Below are 16,671 nucleotides of genomic sequence, written 5' to 3' on the forward strand. Positions count from 1 at the left end.
TGCGCGACGCAGAGTCCAGCTTCGAGAAATTAAAGAAGTATTTATGGTTTCCAGCACGGACCACGGCCGCGAACGCCCCAAAAAAAGAGCCGCCGTTTCCGGCGGCTTTGAAGTTGATAACAGGGAGGCGTCAAACAGAGTGGACAGGAGCCACTCGGTGTCCGAACAAGGACAATTTAAGTAATATGCGAGAAAGCTTAATTGCTCGTAAATGAGCGGGTTTTGGTAAGGGGTTGTTTGCTATCAGCAGCCCATTGCGCTGTGCCAAAACGAGACGATGTCGAAGTCGTGATCGTTTCCCGGACGCGCTGCGGCATCCTTATGGCGCTGCGCAGAGCCGGGATCCCGGTCATGCGCGAAACCGGGGCCCCGGCTCTGCGAAGCGATACTTCGTATCGCATCGCGCCCGGGGAACGAGAGCAGCGCTATCGCCTTGCACTTAGCTTTTGAAAAACCGATCCGCCGCGTCGCGGGTGGCGCGTTTGAGCTGCATGCTGGATTGCAGGCGTGCGATCTCGGCGTTGAGCAGCGCGATGCGCTCGGCGAGTTCCTCGACCGACAGCAGCGTCAGGTCCTGGCCGATCTCGTGGCTGATCTTGCGCTTCGGCTTGTCGTCGTCTTCGATCGCCATGTCACACCTCTGTCGTCTGCAACGCAGCTTCTGACGGTTGCCAGCCCCGGCGCGGCTGTCTAATCAGATCGTCTCGCATCCCGTGCTCGCCAAGGACAAATCATGGAACAGCTGCCCGCGCAAATGACCGTCATCGGCATCAGCACCCCCGGCGGACCGGAGGTCCTGATCCCCGAAACGCGGGCGGTGCCGAAGCCTGGTCCCGGCGAAATCCTGATCAAGGTCGCCGCTGCCGGCGTCAACCGGCCCGACGTGGCGCAGCGCTCCGGCAGCTATCCGCCGCCGCCCGGCGCTTCCGACCTGCCCGGCCTGGAAGTGGCCGGCGAAGTGGTCGCGCTCGGCGACGGCGCCACCAAGCACAAGCTCGGTGACAAAGTGATGTCGCTGGTGGCCGGCGGCGGCTACGCGCAATATTGCATCGCGCCCGACGCCCAGGCGATGACGGTGCCGGACGGCTTTACCATGGCCGAGGCCGGCGCCACCGCCGAAACCTTGATGACGGTGTGGCACAACGTGTTCGAACGCGGCGGCTTGCAACCCGGCGAGACGCTACTGATCCATGGCGGCTCCTCCGGCATCGGCACCATGGCGATCCAGCTCGCCAAGGCGTTTGGCTCCAAGGTCATCGTTACCGTCGGCGGCCAGGACAAGGCGGATGCCTGCCTGAAGCTCGGCGCAGACCATGCCATCAATTACAAGACCGAGGACTTCGTCGCCCGCGTGAAGGAAATCACCGGCCACGGCGTCGAACTGATCGTCGACATGGTCGGGGGGGAGTACGTCGACAAGAATCTCGACTGTGCGGCGATCGATGGCCGTATCGTGCAGATCGCGGTGCTGAACGGCCCGAAGGCGACCATCAACGCCGCGAAGATCATGGTGAAGCGGCTGCATTACACCGGCTCGACGCTGCGGCCGCGCTCGCCTGCCGACAAGGCTGCCATGGTCAAGGCGATCGAGGCCAATGTGCTGCCGCTGCTCAACGCCGGCAAGGTGAAGCCGCTGATGGATAGCGAATTTCCGCTGGAGGATGCCGCCGGCGCGCACCGGCGGATGGAAAGCAGCGCACATATTGGCAAAATTGTGTTGGTGGTTTAGCCCGGGAAACGAGCCGGAAAGCCTTTGATTTATCTCACTTTCATGTCATTTATCGGCAACTGGGACGGGGCCTGCTTCGCTATGGCGCAGGCTCCCGGGGTTCGTCGATAGCGGAGTAATGACATTGCGTTTGATCAGGTGGCTTGCGCCCCTCGCGCTGGGCCTCATGATTTTCGTTGCCGCCCAGCCGGCACACGCGATTGACGCCGTCAGCGTCCGCGGCGACGCGCCTGCGATCGACCTCACCGCGATCCTCGAATATCAGCATAGCGACACCGACCGCATTCAGGTCTCTACCGCGCCGGGGACCGACGGCATCGTCCGCCGCATCGAAGTGCGCGCCCGCGAGGCCGGCCAGAACTGGGTGGTGTTTGCGCTGGCCAACAATACCGACGACCAGCTCGACCGCCTGATCGTCGCCCCGCATTATCGCATCGTGTCTTCAGGCCTGCTGTGGCCGGATCTCGGTCTGTCGCGCATCGCCACCATCACGCCATCCACCGGCGACCGCCCGGAGCGGCAGGATTCCGCCACCGCCGACATTTTTCGCGTGACGCTGGATCCCGGCGCGGTGATCACCTTCGTCGCCGAATTGCGCACCGGCAAGCTGCCGCAGCTCTATCTCTGGGAGCCGGAAGCCTACAAGGACAAGGTCAACTCCTTCACCCTGTACCAGGGCATCGTGATCGGCATTTCAGGCTTGCTCGCGCTGGTGCTGACGATCCTGTTCGTGGTCAAGGGCAGCATCATGTTTCCGGCCGCCGCGGCGCTGGCCTGGGCCGTGCTGGTCTATATCGGCGTCGACTTCGGCTTCTGGGGCAAGGTGCTCGACATGTCGGCCGGCGCCGAGCGCATCTGGCGCGCCTCGGGCGAAGCCATCCTGGCCGCCACCCTGCTCGTCTTCCTGTTCGCCTATCTCAACCTCAGCCGCTGGCACGTGCGCTATTCCCACATCACGCTGGGCTGGCTGGTATTCCTCGGATCATTGGTCGGCCTCGCGCTGTTCGATCCCGCGGTTGCCTCGGGCATCGCACGCATCTCGCTGGTGCTGATCGCCTTCGCCGGCTTCGGGCTGATCGTCTACCTCTCTACCCACGGCTTCGACCGCGCGGTGCTGCTGATCCCGACCTGGTTCCTGCTGGTGGTGTGGGTCATCGCCGCCGGTATGACGGTCGCCGGCAATGTCACCAACGACATCGTAGGTCCCGCGCTGCTCGGCGGCCTGGTGCTGATCGTGATGCTGATCGGCTTCACGGTGATGCAGCACGCTTTTGCCGGCGGCGGCGCCACCAACGGGATCGTCTCCGACGTCGAGCGCCGCGCGCTGGCGCTGACCGGCTCCGGCGACCTGATCTGGGACTGGGACGTCTCCGCCGACAAGGTCTTCACTAGCCCCGAGACCGAGGCCCTGCTGGGCCTCAAGCGCGGCGCGCTGGAAGGCCCCGCCGCCGGCTGGCTCGAAGTACTGCACCCGCTCGACCAGGACCGCTTTCGCGCCGCGCTGGACAGCGTGCTCGACCAGCGCCGCGGCCGGCTGGTGCAGGATTTCCGTCTGCGCACCCCCGACGGCCATTTCATGTGGTTCGCGCTGAAGGCCCGCCCGGTGGTCGGCTCCGACGGCGAAGTGTCGCGCGTGGTCGGCACCCTGACCGACGTCACCGAGGGCAAGAACGCCGAAGAGCGCTTGCTGCACGATAGCGTGCACGACAACCTCACCGGCCTGCCGAATCGAAAACTGTTCATCGACCGGCTCGGCGCCGTCGCCAATTTCGCCAAGACCATGCCGACGCTGCGTCCGACGCTGATGGTAATCGACCTCGACCGCTTCAAGCAGGTCAACGATTCCGTCGGCATCGCGGTCGGCGACTCCATCCTGCTGACGCTGGCGCGCCGGTTGACCCGCATCCTGAAGCCGCAGGACACCCTGGCCCGCCTCGCCGGCGACCAGTTCGGCCTGATCCTGATGTCAGAAACCGACCCGACCAAGATCACCGCCTTCGCCGAGACCATCCGCAAGACCATCCGGGCGCCGATCGCCTTCAACGACCGCGAGATCTTCCTCACCGCCTCGATCGGCCTGGCGCTGTCCGATCCCAACACGCCGCTGTCCGACGAGATCATCAAGGACGCCGAGCTGGCGATGTATCACTCGAAACGGATCGGCGGCGACCGCATCGACGTCTACAAGCCGGCCATGCGCGCCCGCAAGACCGACCGCCTGACGCTGGAATCCGAACTCCGCCGAGCCATCGAGCGCCAGGAAATCACCATTCTGTACCAGCCCATCGTGCGGCTGGAAGATCGCTCGATCGCCGGCTTCGAGGCGCTGGCGCGCTGGGACCACCCCAAACTCGGCCGTATGTCGCCGGTGGAATTCATCGCCATTGCCGAAGAAATCGGCCTGATCATCGACCTCGGCATGTTCGTGATGGACCAGACCGCGCGGCAACTGGCGATCTGGCAACGCGCGATGCGCGCCCGCGAGCCGATCTTCGCCAGCGTCAACGTGTCCTCGCGGCAGTTGCTGCGCCACGACCTGCTGCACGACATCCGCACCGTGCTGTCGCGCTCCTCGGTGGCCAGGGGCACGCTGAAGCTCGAACTCACCGAATCGCTGGTGATGGAGAATCCGGAACATGCAGCCCAGATGCTGCACCGGATCCGCGAACTCGGCACCGGCCTGTCGCTGGACGATTTCGGCACCGGCCATTCCTCGCTGAGCTACCTGCAGCGCTTCCCGTTCGACACGCTGAAGATCGACCAGTCCTTCGTCCGCACCACCGCCCGCGGCACCCGCCCGGTGATTCTGAAATCGATCATCGCGATGGCCCACGATCTCGGCATGGACGTGGTCGCCGAAGGTGTCGAGACGGATTCCGATGCGGTCGAGCTGTACCAACTGGGCTGCGAATACGCGCAGGGCTTTGCGTTCGGCGAGCCGATGGACGCCGACGCCGCGATGCGGCTGCTGACGGAAGAACGGCTGGAAGCGGCGAGCTAGAGGCTTCTTTCTTCTCCCTCCCCTTACGAGGAGGGGGCCGGCGAAGGCTGGTCGGGTAGCGGTGCCACAAGCTCCGCCCATCCCGGCCACCCACCCCGGCCTCCAAATCCGACGATGCTGCTGCGCATTATCGCTGTTCGGCCGGCTCTCCCCGCAAGGGGGAGGGCGCGGTTGACGCCTGCGCGCCACTTAGCAAATCCTCAACATTCCCGACTTATCTATGCTGGTCGATCCATCGCGGCGGCAGGGGCTCGTGGAGACAGTCGCGTCGATCCATCATCAGGAAGCAGCGATGCCCGCGGTTACGACTCGCAGCTACGTTCAGCCGCTGCTGATCATCCTCGCCTCCATGGCGGTCGGCGCGGCCTATGCGGCTTTCGTCGGCGAGGACGCCAACTGGGACTGGCAGAACTATCACGAATACAGCGTCTGGGCCCTGCTGCACGGCGGCTACGACCGCGACGTGATCCCGCCGGGCTTCCAGACCTACTTCAATCCGATCATCTATTTCCCCTGGTACTTCCTGCGCCACGCGCTGCCGCCGCTTGCCGCCGGCATGATTATGGGCGCGGTGCACGGACTCAACCTGGCGCTGGTGTGGTGGTTGGCGCGGATCGTGCTCGGCCACGCTGCCACCGTGGCGACGCTCGGCGCCACCGTTCTGCTGGCGGCGTTCGGGCCGATGACCTTGTCGGAAACCGGCACCAGCTTCTCGGATATTCTGACCTCGATCCTGATCATCGCCGGCCTCGCGCTGATGCTGAATTCCGACGATCCAAAGCCGCTGCGCTATCTCGGCGCAGGGCTGCTGGTCGGTATCGCCGTCGGCTTCAAGCTGACGAACATCGTGTTCGCGCTCGGGCTCGGCGCAGCCGCGCTGTGCGCGGCGCGACCATTGCTGGCGATGATCTGTCTCGCGCTCGGCGGCGCCGTCGGTACGGTGCTGACCGGCGGCGGCTGGAGCCTGATGCTCTGGCGCGAATTCGGCAATCCGCTGTTTCCGCTGATGAACAGCTTCTTCCCGTCCAAGGAGATGCAGCCGCTCAGCGTGCTCGACCTGCAGTTCGTCCCGCACAGTTTTATCGATGGCCTGCTCTATCCGTTCTACTGGGCGATCGGCGACCACCGCAGTTCCGAACTGCCGTTTCGCGACGCGCGCTTCGCGCTGCTGATCGTATTGCTGCCGCTCGCCGTTTTCGCGCGGGTGCGCGCGGCCGCGGTTCTGTTCAATCGCCGTGACCTGACGCTGTTGGTCTTCCTCGGCGTGTCATATGCGGTGTGGCTGACGCTGTTCGCCATCCAGCGCTACGCAGTGGCGCTGGAATTGCTGACCGGCCCGGCCATCGTACTGCTGCTGACGCGCATCTTCACGGCAGTCGGCGTCGCGCGCCGGCGCGGCACAATCGTCATCGTCGTCATTGCGGCGCTGGCCGCGGCGTGGACCCAACCCACTGACTGGTGGCGGCGGCCGTGGTCGAACGCTTACGCGCCGGCCATCCCGGCGCCGCTGGCGCAACCGGCAACGTACTTCCTGCTCGACAAGCCGCTGTCCTTTATGGCGCCACAGCTCCCGGCGGGTTCGCGCTTCTACTTGATCGCGGACATCGCACTGCCGATCCTGCCGGGCGGCCAGTTCGACCACCGCATCCGCGACGGGCTGCGCGATCCGCTGCCGGGCGGGTTGTGGGAGATGCATATCAAAGGGAGGCCATTTCACGCCGAGTTGCTCGCGGCCTATGGCCTGGCGATAGACGCCTCCAAGCCCTGCGTCGAGATCGAGGGCGCGCAGCTCAACTCGTCGAACGTAGCCTGCCCGCTAACCGAGCAGAAGTAATATTATTACCTCGCCCTGCAACCGTGGAGCGAGGGAGCGCATGCCGGTGCCAGCCTCGAACCAGCAACGCTCTCACGCGTGGCCGGCTTCGTTCGACAGCATGCCGGGCTCGATGCCTATCTTGTGCAGGGCGCGCTGATACTTCGCCTCGACATCGCCGCCGAAGATCAGGTCCTCGTCGGCGGCGCAATGCAGCCAGCCATTGCCCTGGATTTCGGTCTCGAGCTGCCCCGGCGCCCAGCCGGCATAGCCCAGCGCCAAAATCGCGTGCTTCGGTCCGCCGCCATTCGCGATGGCGCGCAGGATGTCCACGGTGGCGGTGAGGCAGATGCCGTCGTCGATCGGCAGCGTGGCATCCTGGATGAAGAAATCGCTGGAATGCAGCACGAAGCCGCGGCCGGTCTCCACCGGCCCGCCCTTCAGCACTTTCATGCTTTCGGCGCTTTCCGGGAGCTTGATGCCGTCGGCCTTGTCGATGATGTCGAGTTGCATCAGCAGTTCCGGGAAATCGATGCTGCCGGCAGGACGATTGACGATGATCCCCATGGCGCCTTCGGAGGAGTGCGCGCAGACGTAGATCACCGAACCGGCGAAGCGCTCGTCTTCCATCACCGGCATCGCGATCAGCAACTGGCCATCGAGATAGCTGCCCGGTTCGGTGCGAGCAGCGGCGCGGCTTTTACGGGGTCGCTTGCGAGTGGGTTCCATCAGCAAGGCGCTCTCATGTTGGTGCTATCCTGATATTGGGTGGCGGTTCTGTCAATCTACCTTCCGCAGTGCACACGATATGCGGATCACAAGCAGTTCAGTGGTTTATGACAGGCTTGGCCTGTAAGGACGTCCGATGACCGCATCCGTTCCGCACCATCTTGCCGCAAGCCTCGCCGCCGGTGTCATTGTAGTATCACTAATAGTTGGTGCGAAGGCGGAGGACGCCTCGCCGTGGCAGGTCGATAGCCATTCCCAGGTCCGGTTGATGGCCGGCTCGCGCAGCGGGCCGGTGATGCTGGGCGGCATCGCGTTCCAGCTGCAGCCGGGCTGGCATACCTATTGGCGCAACCCCGGCGATTCCGGCGTACCTCCCCGGTTCGACTTTTCCAAATCCGACAATGTCGAGGCCGTCACCGTGCTGTGGCCGGCGCCGAAGAAATTCGAGGACGGCGCCGGCGGCCAGTCGCTGGGCTATGTCAAGCACGTGGTGATGCCGCTGCGCGTCGTCGCCAAGGACGCCGGCAAGCCGGTGACGCTGCGCGCCGCGATCAGCTATGCGGTGTGCGAGAAGCTGTGCATCCCGGTGGAAGCCCAGGCCGAGCTCGCCTTCACCAGCGTTGCCAGCACCGAGGACGCCGCCTTGACCGCCGCCCTCGATACCGTACCGAAGCCGGCCACCCTCGGCGACCCCAATCCGCTGACCATCCGCGACGTCAAACGCGACGGCAAGAACGTGCTGGTCGATGTGGTTGCGCCCGATGGCGGCGACCCCAGCCTGTTCGTCGAGGGCCCGACCCCGGAGTGGGCGCTGCCGGTGCCGAAGCTGCAGGCGCATAGCCCGGCCGGGGTGAAGCGGTTCGAGTTCGAGCTCGACGGCCTGCCGCCCGGCGCCAGCGCCGACGGCGCGGCGCTGAAACTGACGCTGGTGGGGGCGGACAAGGCCTATGAGTTCAATGTCAATTTGAACTGATCCGTAGGGTGGGCAAAGGCGCCCTTGCGCCGTGCCCACCACCGCTACGGTGTGCTTCGAATGGTGGGCACGCTTCGCTTTGCCCACCCTACGAAGGTGAAGATCCAACCCGATATTAACGTCTGCTTGCTATCTCCGGGAGATCGCCGCGCGGATGCGGCCAGGATGTCTGCTGTGGCCGTGATGGATGTGAACGCCGCGCCTGCTGTGCCTCCCGCCGGCCTCATCGCACGGCTGCGCGCCAAACTCGGCGGCGGCGGTGAAGCCGCGCTGACGCGCCGCCTCGCCGGCACCATTTTTCTGATCCGTGTCGTCAGCGCCGGGCTGGCCTACTTCTCCCAGATCCTGCTGGCGCGGTGGATGGGTGGCTCCGACTACGGCATCTATGTCTACGTCTGGACCTGGGTGCTGCTGCTCGGCTCGATGATGGATTTCGGCATCGCCGCCTCCGCGCAAAAAATCATTCCGGAATACCGCGCCAGCGGCGATCAGGCGCGGCTGCGCGGCTTCCTGTCCGGCAGCCGCTGGCTGACCGGCGTCGTATCCGTCGTTATGTCGCTCGGGCTCGCCGGGCTCGTCAAATTGCTGTCGCCTTGGATCGCGCCGGACAGCGTCGTGCCATTGTATCTGGGCTGCCTGACGCTGCCGGCCTTCGTCGTCGCCAACACCCAGGACGGCATCGCGCGTTCCCACGACTGGATGACGCTCGGCCTGATGCCGCAATTCATTGTCCGGCAGGCACTGATCATCGGCTTCACCGCCGGCGCCTTTGCGCTCGGCTTCCAGCTCGGCGCCACCATCGCGATGCTGGCCAGCGTCGGCGCCGTGTGGGTGGCGATGATCGGGCAGATGATCGTGCTGAACCGCCGGCTGCACGCGCATATCGAATCCGGCCCGAAGGCCTACGACTATCGCGGCTGGCTCGCCACCTCGCTGCCGATCCTGCTGGTGGAGAGCTTTTACCTCCTGCTGTCCTACACTGACGTGCTGGTGCTGCAGCAGTACCGCTCCTCCGAAGAGGTCGGCGTGTACTTCGCCGTGGTGAAGACCCTGGCGTTGGTGTCGTTCATCCACTACGCGATGTCGGCGACCACGGCGCACCGTTTTACCGAATATCACCAGGCTGGCGACAACGATCGGCTGGCGGCCTATGTCTCCCACGCCATCAAGTGGACGTTCTGGCCATCGCTCGCCGCAACCGCAATCCTGCTGGCGCTCGGCAAGCCGCTGCTGTGGCTGTTCGGACCAAGCTTCGTTGCCGGCTACGACATCATGTTCATCGCCGCCATCGGGCTGGTGGTGCGATCGGCGATCGGCCCGGTGGAGCGGCTGCTCAACATGCTCGGCCACCAGAAAATCTGCGCGCTGGCCTATGCGGTGTCGTTCGCGTTGAACCTGGTGCTGTGCGTCATGCTGGTGCCGCGCTACGGCGGCTATGGTGCCGCGGCGGCGACGTCGCTGGCGCTGACGTTCGAAACGGTGCTGCTGTTCTGGATCGTGCGGACGAGGCTAGGGCTGCACGTACTGGCGTTCGGGAAGCGGGGTTAGCGCACCGTCGTAGGGTGGGTTAGCGCGAAGCGCATAACCCACCGTTCCTGAAGCGACCACGGCGGTGGGTTACGGTGCAAGAGCGCCTAACCCACCCTACGGCCGCGAAGCGCGCGGAGAGGTTAAGCCCTACTCCGCGGTCCACCCGCCATCGATGGACAAATTCGTCCCTGTGATCTGCGCGGCGTCGTCGCCGCACAGGAACAGCGCCAGTGCCGCGACCTGTTCCGAGGTGACGAATTCCTTGGTCGGCTGCGCTTCCAGCAGCACATCATGGATCACTTGCTCCTTGGTGAGCCCGCGGGCCTTCATGGTGTCGGGAATCTGCTTCTCCACCAGCGGCGTCCAGACATAGCCGGGCGAAATGCAGTTGCAGGTGATTTTGAAGGTGGCGAGTTCGAGCGCGGCGGTCTTGGTCAGGCCGGCGATGCCGTGCTTGGCCGAGACGTAGGCCGACTTGAACGGCGACGCCACCAGCGAATGTGCCGAGGCGGTGTTGATGATGCGGCCCCAGCCGCGCTTCTTCATGCCGGGGATGACGGCCCGGATGCCGTGAAACGCCGCGGTCAGGTTGATGGCGATGATGGCGTCCCACTTCTCGACGGGAAAATCCTCGATCGGCGCGACGAACTGGATGCCGGCATTGTTGACCAGGATATCCACCGAACCGAAGGTGGTCTCGCCGAGCGCCACCATGGCGGCGATTTCCGCGGGCTTGGTCATGTCGGCCGGCGAATGGACGGCCTTGACGCCAAAGTCCTTCTCGATGGCGGCGCGCTCCTTCTCGATATCCTCCGGCGCGCCCATGCCGTTGAGGACGATGTTGGCGCCGGCGCCGGCGAAGGCGCGCGCGTAAGCCAGACCGATGCCGCTGGTCGATCCGGTGACGACCGCAGCCTTGCCCTTGAGATTAGCCATTCAGGTGCTCCTGTTGAGATTCGAAATGCCGCCCGCGGCTTCGTAGTCCGCCGCGGTCAGGTCGTGGGTTACCATGGTCTCGCCGTTCTGCGGCCGCTCAAACCATTCGGTATGGCGCATCGCCAGCCCGACATCGCGTTCGCCGGACTGCCAGTGGTCGATCATGTTGAGGCGGGAGAAGTTGTAGTCCTTCGACGAGGATTCGTAGAGCTTGCTGCGATAGATCAGATGCACCACGGTGACGGTGTTTTCCTTGGCCGCCTCGTTGAGGAAAATTACCGAGGGATCGTTCTTCAGCTCCTCCGGCAGCTTGCCGATCAGGTCGCGCACCGCCTTGCGGGCATTGTGCACGGTCTTATTCTTGTCGGTGTTCATGCGGGTGCGGCTGGAGAAACGGATGTCCTTCTCGCGCTCGGCGGCGTCGAGCAGCGTCGCCGGCAGTGGCCCGCGGGCGCTGAACAGGTCGATCTGGAAGATCAAGAGATCCTCGCGGGTCTCCTCCTGCAGCACGTAGTCCAGCGGCGTGTTTGATGCGATGCCGCCGTCCCAGTAAAAATCCTCGCCGACCTGGACAGCCGGAAAGCCCGGTGGCAGCGCGGCCGAGGCCATGATGTGCTCGGGGCCAATGGTCCACTTCTTCGAGCCATCGTCGTTGCGCGTGGTATTGTCGAAATATTCCAGATTGCCGGTGGCGACGTTGACGGCCCCGACGCTGAAGCGCGTCGTCGCGGCATTGATACGGTCGAAATCCACCAAGCGCAGCAGCGTCGCGCGCAACGGCGTGGTGTCGTAGTAGCTCATTGAGGTCAGGTTGCTGGATGGGAAAATCTGCGCCGGCGGAAACCGCGGCGTGAAGAAGCCGGGCACGCCGAACGCCATGATCATCGCCGCAGAGGCATTGTCGAAGGCGGTATGGGCACGGTCGCCGGACAGCGTCGGCTTCCACGGCACCGGCGCCGAGGCCATCTCCCAGAATTCCTTGAGCCGACCGATCCGCTTCTCGCGCGGATTGCCGGCGATGATGGCGGCGTTAATGGCGCCGATCGAAATGCCCGCGACCCATTCGGGCTCAAAATCGTGGTGGCACAGCGCCTGATAGGCGCCGGACTGATAGGAGCCCAGCGCGCCGCCGCCCTGCAGCACCAGCACGCGACGCGACTTATCAGGGGCCTTGGCCGGCTCGGGAGCGTCGGTCGTCGAATGATCGGAAGAGTCCATGGCAGGCCTGCGATCAAAATGGTGAAAGGGAACCCCAGCGTGGCGCTCCTTTACCCCTCAGTCAACGGGATTGCTGCGCGGCAGCATCCCAGCCGGATTATTTGGCGTCGGTGGAGGCCAGGATCATGGTCCAGAACACCTTGTATTTGGTGTTGGGAGCATAGGTGGCGGCAATGCCCAGTTTTGTGACACCGGATTTCAGCATGTTGGCGCGGTGCGGCGGCGAGTCCCGCCAGCCTGAAAACGCTTCCGCCATGGTATGATAGCCGGCGGAGACGTTCTCGACCGCGAGTGTCGCCGGATAGCCACCGGCATTTAGACGTCTGGCTAGCGGTGCCTTGACGTCGTGATCGAGCTTGTTCTTTTTCGCCATCGCGGTGGACTGGTCTTCCGCCAGCGCCATCAGTGCGGGATCGACCACCACGGGACCGAGGCCGTTGTTGGAACGGTACAGCGAGATCATCGACGCGGCGGCGACCGGATCCAGCTTCGCGCCGCCATGGGCCATGCTGAGATACATGGTGGGCTGGTCGGGAACCGTGGCGACATCCGCGGCGCATCCGCCCAGCAGCAAAAATCCCAGAATGGCTGTAGCCACGCGCATCATCGGCAATCCCCCGTCCAAGCCGGAGTTGTTGCACATCAACCGTGGCTGAAAGGTGAACGGGGACACGATGAGGAGAGACGACGGTCCGGTCGTTGGCTGCGGCGCCGTTTCCCGGACGCGCTGCAGCGTGCAGGCGATGCGCAGCATCGTACGGAACGCTGCTGCGCAGAGCCGGGATCCCGGTTTTCTCACTCCACCGGGACCCCGGATCTGCGAAGCAGCACTGCGTGCTGCATCGCGTCCGGGGAACGGAGACCCCTCAGTTCCCGCTCAATCCCGTCCCGCAAAAATCCGGTAGCGGCGCGGCTGCAGGCTGACGATGTCGCCGGCGGTCAGGTTGCGGTCGCGGGGCGCGTCGATCTCGACCAGGGTATCGCCGTCGCCGTTCAGCGCGATGTCGGCGCGCTGGATCGGGCCGAAGCTGCGGACCCGGCGCACGGTGCCGTCGAACGCGCCCTCGCCGACCGGGCCGACATGCATGTCGTGACGCCGCACGAACAGTTTTGACGGGCCGGAAGCGCCGTTGGCATCGACATTCAGCACCCTGCTGCCGAGCTTTACATGGCCCTCGCTGACATCGACGGGGAGGATGATGGACTCGCCGATGAAGGAATGCACGAAGGCGGTGGCCGGATTGTCGTAGACGTCGCCGGGGGTGCCGATCTGCTCGATGCGGCCCTTGTCCATCACCACCACGCGGTTGGCGACTTCCAGCGCCTCTTCCTGGTCATGCGTCACGAAGATCGAGGTGACGTTGATCTCCTCATGCAGCGAACGCAGCCATTGCCGTAGCTCTTTTCGCACTTTCGCGTCGAGCGCGCCAAAGGGTTCGTCGAGCAGCAGGATGCGCGGCTCGATCGCCAGCGCGCGGGCCAGTGCAATGCGCTGGCGCTGGCCGCCGGAGAGCTGGCTGGGATAGCGGCCGGCCAGCCAGTCGAGCTGCACCAGGTCGAGCAGTTCCTTGACGCGGGCGCGGATCGCCGCTTCGTCCTTGCGCACAGCACGCGGCTGCACGCGCAGGCCGAAGGCGACGTTCTCGAACACCGTCATGTGGCGGAACAGCGCGTAGTGCTGGAACACGAAGCCGACATGGCGCTCGCCGGCGCCGCGCGCCAGCGCGTTCTCGCCGTCGAACGAGACCTCGCCGGCATCCGGCCAGTCGAGCCCGGCGATGATCCGCAGCAGTGTGGTCTTGCCGGAACCGGACGGGCCGAGCAGCGCCAGCAATTCGCCGTTCGCGACCTTGAGATCGACATTGTCGAGCGCCCTGAACGCACCGAACTGCTTTACGATATTGCGGACTTCAATCGTCACTTGCGGGCTGTCCTTCATCGAGATGGCCTTCGAGGATCGTCTTTACGATCAGCGTCACCAGCGCCAGAAAGGCGAGCAGCGAAGCGATCGCGAACGCCCCCACCAATTGATATTCATTATACAGGATTTCCACCAGCAGCGGCATCGTATTGGTTTCGCCGCGGATATGGCCCGACACCACCGATACCGCGCCGAACTCGCCCATCGCTCGCGCGTTGCAGAGCAGCACGCCATACAGCAGGCCCCATTTGACGTTCGGCAGCGTGACCAGCAGGAACGTACGCCAGCCGGACGCGCCGAGCGAGATCGCCGCTTCCTCCTCCTGCGAACCCTGCTCCTGCATCAGCGGAATCAATTCGCGGGCGACGAACGGGAAGGTGACGAAGGCGGTTGCCAGGACGATGGCCGGCAGCGCGAACAGGACGTGGATGCCGTGGGCCATCAGCCACGGCCCGAAGAAGCCCTGTGCGCCGAACAGCAGCACGAACACTAGGCCGGAAATCACCGGGCTCACCGAGAATGGCAGATCAATCAAGGTGATGAGCAAAGTCTTGCCGCGGAATTCGAACTTGGCGATCGCCCAGGCCGCAGCCACCCCGAACACCAGGTTGAGGCTGACCGAGATCGCCGCGGTGACAAGCGTCAGCCAGATGGCGGCAAGCGCCTCCGGATCGGCCAGCGCCTTCAGATAGAAACCAACGCCCTTGGAGAAAGCTTCCAGAAACACCAGTGCCAGCGGCAGCACGACGAACACCGTGAGGAACGTCAGCGCCAGGGTGATGATAATGCCGCGCACCAGACGGGGCTCGGTGCGGGCATCGCGCCGCGCCAGCGGTGCCACGCGGGAGGGAAACGGCTGGACAGCCGCGGCGCTGGTCGATGTCTCTATGGTCACGAGAGTCATGCGGTTCAGCCTACGGCTAAAGCGCGGGTCTGCGCCCACCGCTGGATGCGGTTCAGAACGAAGATAATCAGGAACGAGGTGACCAGCATGACCACGGCGATCGCGGTCGCGTCGGCATAGCGATATTCGGACAGCCGGATCACGATCAGCAGCGGCGCAATCTCCGAGACGTTCGGCAGATTGCCGGCAATGAAGATCACCGAGCCGTACTCGCCGACCGCGCGGGCGAAAGCCAAGGCAAAGCCGGTCAGGATCGCCGGGGTCAGGCTGGGCAGGATGACCCGCGTGACGGTCTGCCAGCGATTGGCGCCGAGGCACGCCGCGGCCTCCTCGATCTCGACCTCGAGATCGATCAGCACCGGCTGCACCGTGCGCACCACGAAGGGAATCCCGATGAAGACCATCGCGATGAAAATACCGAGCGGGGTAAAGGCCACCTTGATGCCGAGTTCCGCCAGTGGCGCGCCGAGCCAGCCCTTCTGCGCGAACAACGCGGTCAGCGCCACGCCCGCCACCGCGGTCGGCAACGCGAAGGGAATATCGACGATGGCATCGAAGATACGACGGCCGGGAAACCGGTAGCGCACCAACGCCCATACGATGAGCAGGCCGGCCACCAGGTTGACCAACGCCGCGAGGAAGGCCAGCCCGAACGATATCTTCAGCGCGTGCAGCGTGCGGTTGCTGGTGACCGTATCGACGAACTGGGTGAAGCTAAGTTCGGTCGTCTTGATGAAAAGACCCGCGAGCGGGATCAGGATCAGCAACGACAGCCACGTCAGGGTGAGGCCCATGGTCAGGCCAAACCCCGGCAAAGCGCTCCGTTTCGGTGCCCCGCGCACAATGTCCCCTGACCATCACATTAAAAATCTTGAACGGTATCTTTATGTCTGCCCCGGCCGAACATTCGGCTGGGGCAGTCGCCGGTTAGTTCTTGTAGATCTTGTCGAAGATCCCGCCGTCGGCGAAATGCGTGCTCTGCGCCTTGGTCCAGCCGCCAAACTGATCGTCGATGGTGAACAACTCGACCTTGGCAAACGACGATTCATACTTCTTGCCGACTTCCGCGTCGCGCGGACGGTAGAAGTTACGTGCGGCGATTTCTTGGCCTTCCTTGGTATACCAGTATTTCAAGTAGGCTTCGGCGGCTGATTTGGTGCCCTTCTTGTCAGAGACGGTATCGACCACAGCGACCGGCGGTTCGGCCAGGATCGACAACTGCGGCGCCACGATCTCGAACTTGTCCTTGCCGAATTCCTTGACCGCGAGGAATGCCTCGTTCTCCCAGGCCAGCAGCACATCGCCGACGCCGCGCTCGACAAAGGTAATGGTCGAACCGCGGGCGCCCGTATCCAGCACCGGCACGTTCTTGTAGATATTGCCGACGAACTCCTGCGCCTTTGCCTCCGAGCCGAACTTCTTGACGGCATATCCCCAGGCGGCGAGATAATTCCAGCGCGCGCCGCCCGAGGTCTTCGGGTTCGGCGTGATGACGCTGACGCCGGACTTGATCAAGTCATCCCAGTCCTTGATGCCCTTTGGATTGCCCTTACGAACCAGAAACACGATCGTCGATGTGTAGGGCGACGAATTCTGCGGCAGGCGCTTCTGCCAGTCCTTCGCCAGAAGTCCCTTGTTGGCGATGGCGTCGATGTCGTAGGCGAGCGCCAGCGTCACGACGTCGGCCTGCAGGCCATCGATGACCGAGCGCGCCTGCGAGCCGGAGCCGCCATGGGACTGCTTGATCTCAATGCTCTTGCCGGTGTCCTTCTGGTAGGCAGCAGCAAAGGCCTTGTTGAAATCAGTATAGAGTTCGCGCGTCGGATCATACGACACGTTGAGCAGCGAAACGTCGGCGGCCAACGCCGAACTCGCCCAAATCAGGCCCGCGACCACGGGAAGAATACGACGATACAT

At 64.2% G+C, this 16,671-nt stretch carries 14 protein-coding genes; 5 read left to right on the forward strand and 9 right to left on the reverse strand.

Annotation, left to right across the window (positions count from 1 at the left end):
- Window positions 1-439: 439 nt before the first annotated feature.
- Window positions 440-631 carry a DUF1192 domain-containing protein gene (locus JWR89_RS17825; RefSeq protein WP_299718511.1) on the reverse strand — a complete coding sequence of 64 codons (192 nt, stop codon included), beginning with the start codon at window positions 629-631 and terminating at the stop codon, window positions 440-442.
- Between the two features lie 102 nt (window positions 632-733).
- Between JWR89_RS17825 and JWR89_RS17830 the strand changes: the two genes are divergently transcribed.
- From JWR89_RS17830 to JWR89_RS17840, 3 genes are all read left to right on the forward strand, one after another.
- Entirely contained in the window at window positions 734-1,729 is a 996-nt protein-coding gene (locus JWR89_RS17830; RefSeq protein WP_299718514.1) for an NAD(P)H-quinone oxidoreductase, read from the forward strand.
- 124 nt (window positions 1,730-1,853) lie between these two features.
- Complete coding sequence (locus tag JWR89_RS17835) at window positions 1,854-4,730, forward strand: EAL domain-containing protein (protein WP_299718552.1); 2,877 nt, start codon at window positions 1,854-1,856, stop codon at window positions 4,728-4,730.
- Between the two features lie 292 nt (window positions 4,731-5,022).
- Window positions 5,023-6,564 carry a glycosyltransferase 87 family protein gene (locus tag JWR89_RS17840; protein ID WP_299718516.1) on the forward strand — a complete coding sequence of 514 codons (1,542 nt, stop codon included), beginning with the start codon at window positions 5,023-5,025 and terminating at the stop codon, window positions 6,562-6,564.
- 72 nt (window positions 6,565-6,636) lie between these two features.
- Here JWR89_RS17840 and JWR89_RS17845 read toward each other — a convergent pair whose 3' ends face one another.
- Window positions 6,637-7,272 carry a YqgE/AlgH family protein gene (locus tag JWR89_RS17845; protein WP_299718518.1) on the reverse strand — a complete coding sequence of 212 codons (636 nt, stop codon included), beginning with the start codon at window positions 7,270-7,272 and terminating at the stop codon, window positions 6,637-6,639.
- Window positions 7,273-7,408: 136 nt separating this feature from the next.
- Here JWR89_RS17845 and JWR89_RS17850 point away from each other — a divergent pair, with 136 nt between their 5' ends.
- The gene (locus JWR89_RS17850) at window positions 7,409-8,245 is read left to right on the forward strand and encodes a protein-disulfide reductase DsbD domain-containing protein (protein ID WP_299718520.1); all 837 of its coding nucleotides are present in this window, start codon (window positions 7,409-7,411) and stop codon (window positions 8,243-8,245) included.
- Between the two features lie 165 nt (window positions 8,246-8,410).
- Window positions 8,411-9,793: an oligosaccharide flippase family protein gene (locus JWR89_RS17855; protein WP_299718522.1), complete on the forward strand. Its 1,383-nt coding sequence runs from the start codon at window positions 8,411-8,413 to the stop codon at window positions 9,791-9,793.
- Between the two features lie 129 nt (window positions 9,794-9,922).
- Here the strand turns inward: JWR89_RS17855 and JWR89_RS17860 are convergent, their stop codons facing one another.
- The 7 genes from JWR89_RS17860 to JWR89_RS17890 all read right to left on the reverse strand — a co-directional run bounded on the left by JWR89_RS17860 (window position 9,923) and on the right by JWR89_RS17890 (window position 16,671).
- Window positions 9,923-10,711: a 3-hydroxybutyrate dehydrogenase gene (locus JWR89_RS17860; RefSeq protein ID WP_299718523.1), complete on the reverse strand. Its 789-nt coding sequence runs from the start codon at window positions 10,709-10,711 to the stop codon at window positions 9,923-9,925.
- Window positions 10,712-11,929 carry a DUF3734 domain-containing protein gene (locus tag JWR89_RS17865; RefSeq protein WP_299718525.1) on the reverse strand — a complete coding sequence of 406 codons (1,218 nt, stop codon included), beginning with the start codon at window positions 11,927-11,929 and terminating at the stop codon, window positions 10,712-10,714.
- A 97-nt stretch (window positions 11,930-12,026) separates the two neighbouring features.
- Window positions 12,027-12,536, reverse strand: a complete 510-nt coding sequence (locus JWR89_RS17870; protein ID WP_299718527.1) for a CAP domain-containing protein — start codon at window positions 12,534-12,536, stop codon at window positions 12,027-12,029.
- A 270-nt stretch (window positions 12,537-12,806) separates the two neighbouring features.
- Window positions 12,807-13,850, reverse strand: coding sequence for a sulfate ABC transporter ATP-binding protein (locus tag JWR89_RS17875; protein ID WP_299718554.1), 1,044 nt, complete (start codon window positions 13,848-13,850; stop codon window positions 12,807-12,809).
- Window positions 13,840-14,754: a sulfate ABC transporter permease subunit CysW gene (gene cysW / locus JWR89_RS17880; protein ID WP_299718528.1), complete on the reverse strand. Its 915-nt coding sequence runs from the start codon at window positions 14,752-14,754 to the stop codon at window positions 13,840-13,842. The genes JWR89_RS17875 and cysW overlap by 11 nt, the downstream gene beginning before the upstream one ends.
- 5 nt (window positions 14,755-14,759) lie before the next feature.
- Entirely contained in the window at window positions 14,760-15,599 is an 840-nt protein-coding gene (cysT, locus tag JWR89_RS17885) for a sulfate ABC transporter permease subunit CysT (RefSeq protein ID WP_299718557.1), read from the reverse strand.
- Between the two features lie 82 nt (window positions 15,600-15,681).
- Window positions 15,682-16,671, reverse strand: coding sequence for a sulfate ABC transporter substrate-binding protein (locus JWR89_RS17890; RefSeq protein ID WP_299718530.1), 990 nt, complete (start codon window positions 16,669-16,671; stop codon window positions 15,682-15,684).

This window comes from Tardiphaga sp., assembly GCF_028290785.1.
In the GTDB taxonomy this organism is placed as follows: Bacteria; Pseudomonadota; Alphaproteobacteria; order Rhizobiales; family Xanthobacteraceae; genus Tardiphaga.

Coding starts and splice junctions, on each gene's coding strand:
- JWR89_RS17845 (WP_299718518.1), bottom strand. CDS start 7,272: ATGGAACCCACTCGCAAGCGACCCCGTAAAAGCCGCGCCGCTGCTCGC.
- JWR89_RS17850 (WP_299718520.1), top strand. CDS start 7,409: ATGACCGCATCCGTTCCGCACCATCTTGCCGCAAGCCTCGCCGCCGGT.
- JWR89_RS17865 (WP_299718525.1), bottom strand. CDS start 11,929: ATGGACTCTTCCGATCATTCGACGACCGACGCTCCCGAGCCGGCCAAG.
- JWR89_RS17855 (WP_299718522.1), top strand. CDS start 8,411: ATGTCTGCTGTGGCCGTGATGGATGTGAACGCCGCGCCTGCTGTGCCT.
- cysW (WP_299718528.1), bottom strand. CDS start 14,754: ATGACTCTCGTGACCATAGAGACATCGACCAGCGCCGCGGCTGTCCAG.
- JWR89_RS17825 (WP_299718511.1), bottom strand. CDS start 631: ATGGCGATCGAAGACGACGACAAGCCGAAGCGCAAGATCAGCCACGAG.
- JWR89_RS17830 (WP_299718514.1), top strand. CDS start 734: ATGGAACAGCTGCCCGCGCAAATGACCGTCATCGGCATCAGCACCCCC.
- JWR89_RS17860 (WP_299718523.1), bottom strand. CDS start 10,711: ATGGCTAATCTCAAGGGCAAGGCTGCGGTCGTCACCGGATCGACCAGC.
- JWR89_RS17890 (WP_299718530.1), bottom strand. CDS start 16,671: ATGTATCGTCGTATTCTTCCCGTGGTCGCGGGCCTGATTTGGGCGAGT.
- JWR89_RS17840 (WP_299718516.1), top strand. CDS start 5,023: ATGCCCGCGGTTACGACTCGCAGCTACGTTCAGCCGCTGCTGATCATC.
- JWR89_RS17870 (WP_299718527.1), bottom strand. CDS start 12,536: ATGATGCGCGTGGCTACAGCCATTCTGGGATTTTTGCTGCTGGGCGGA.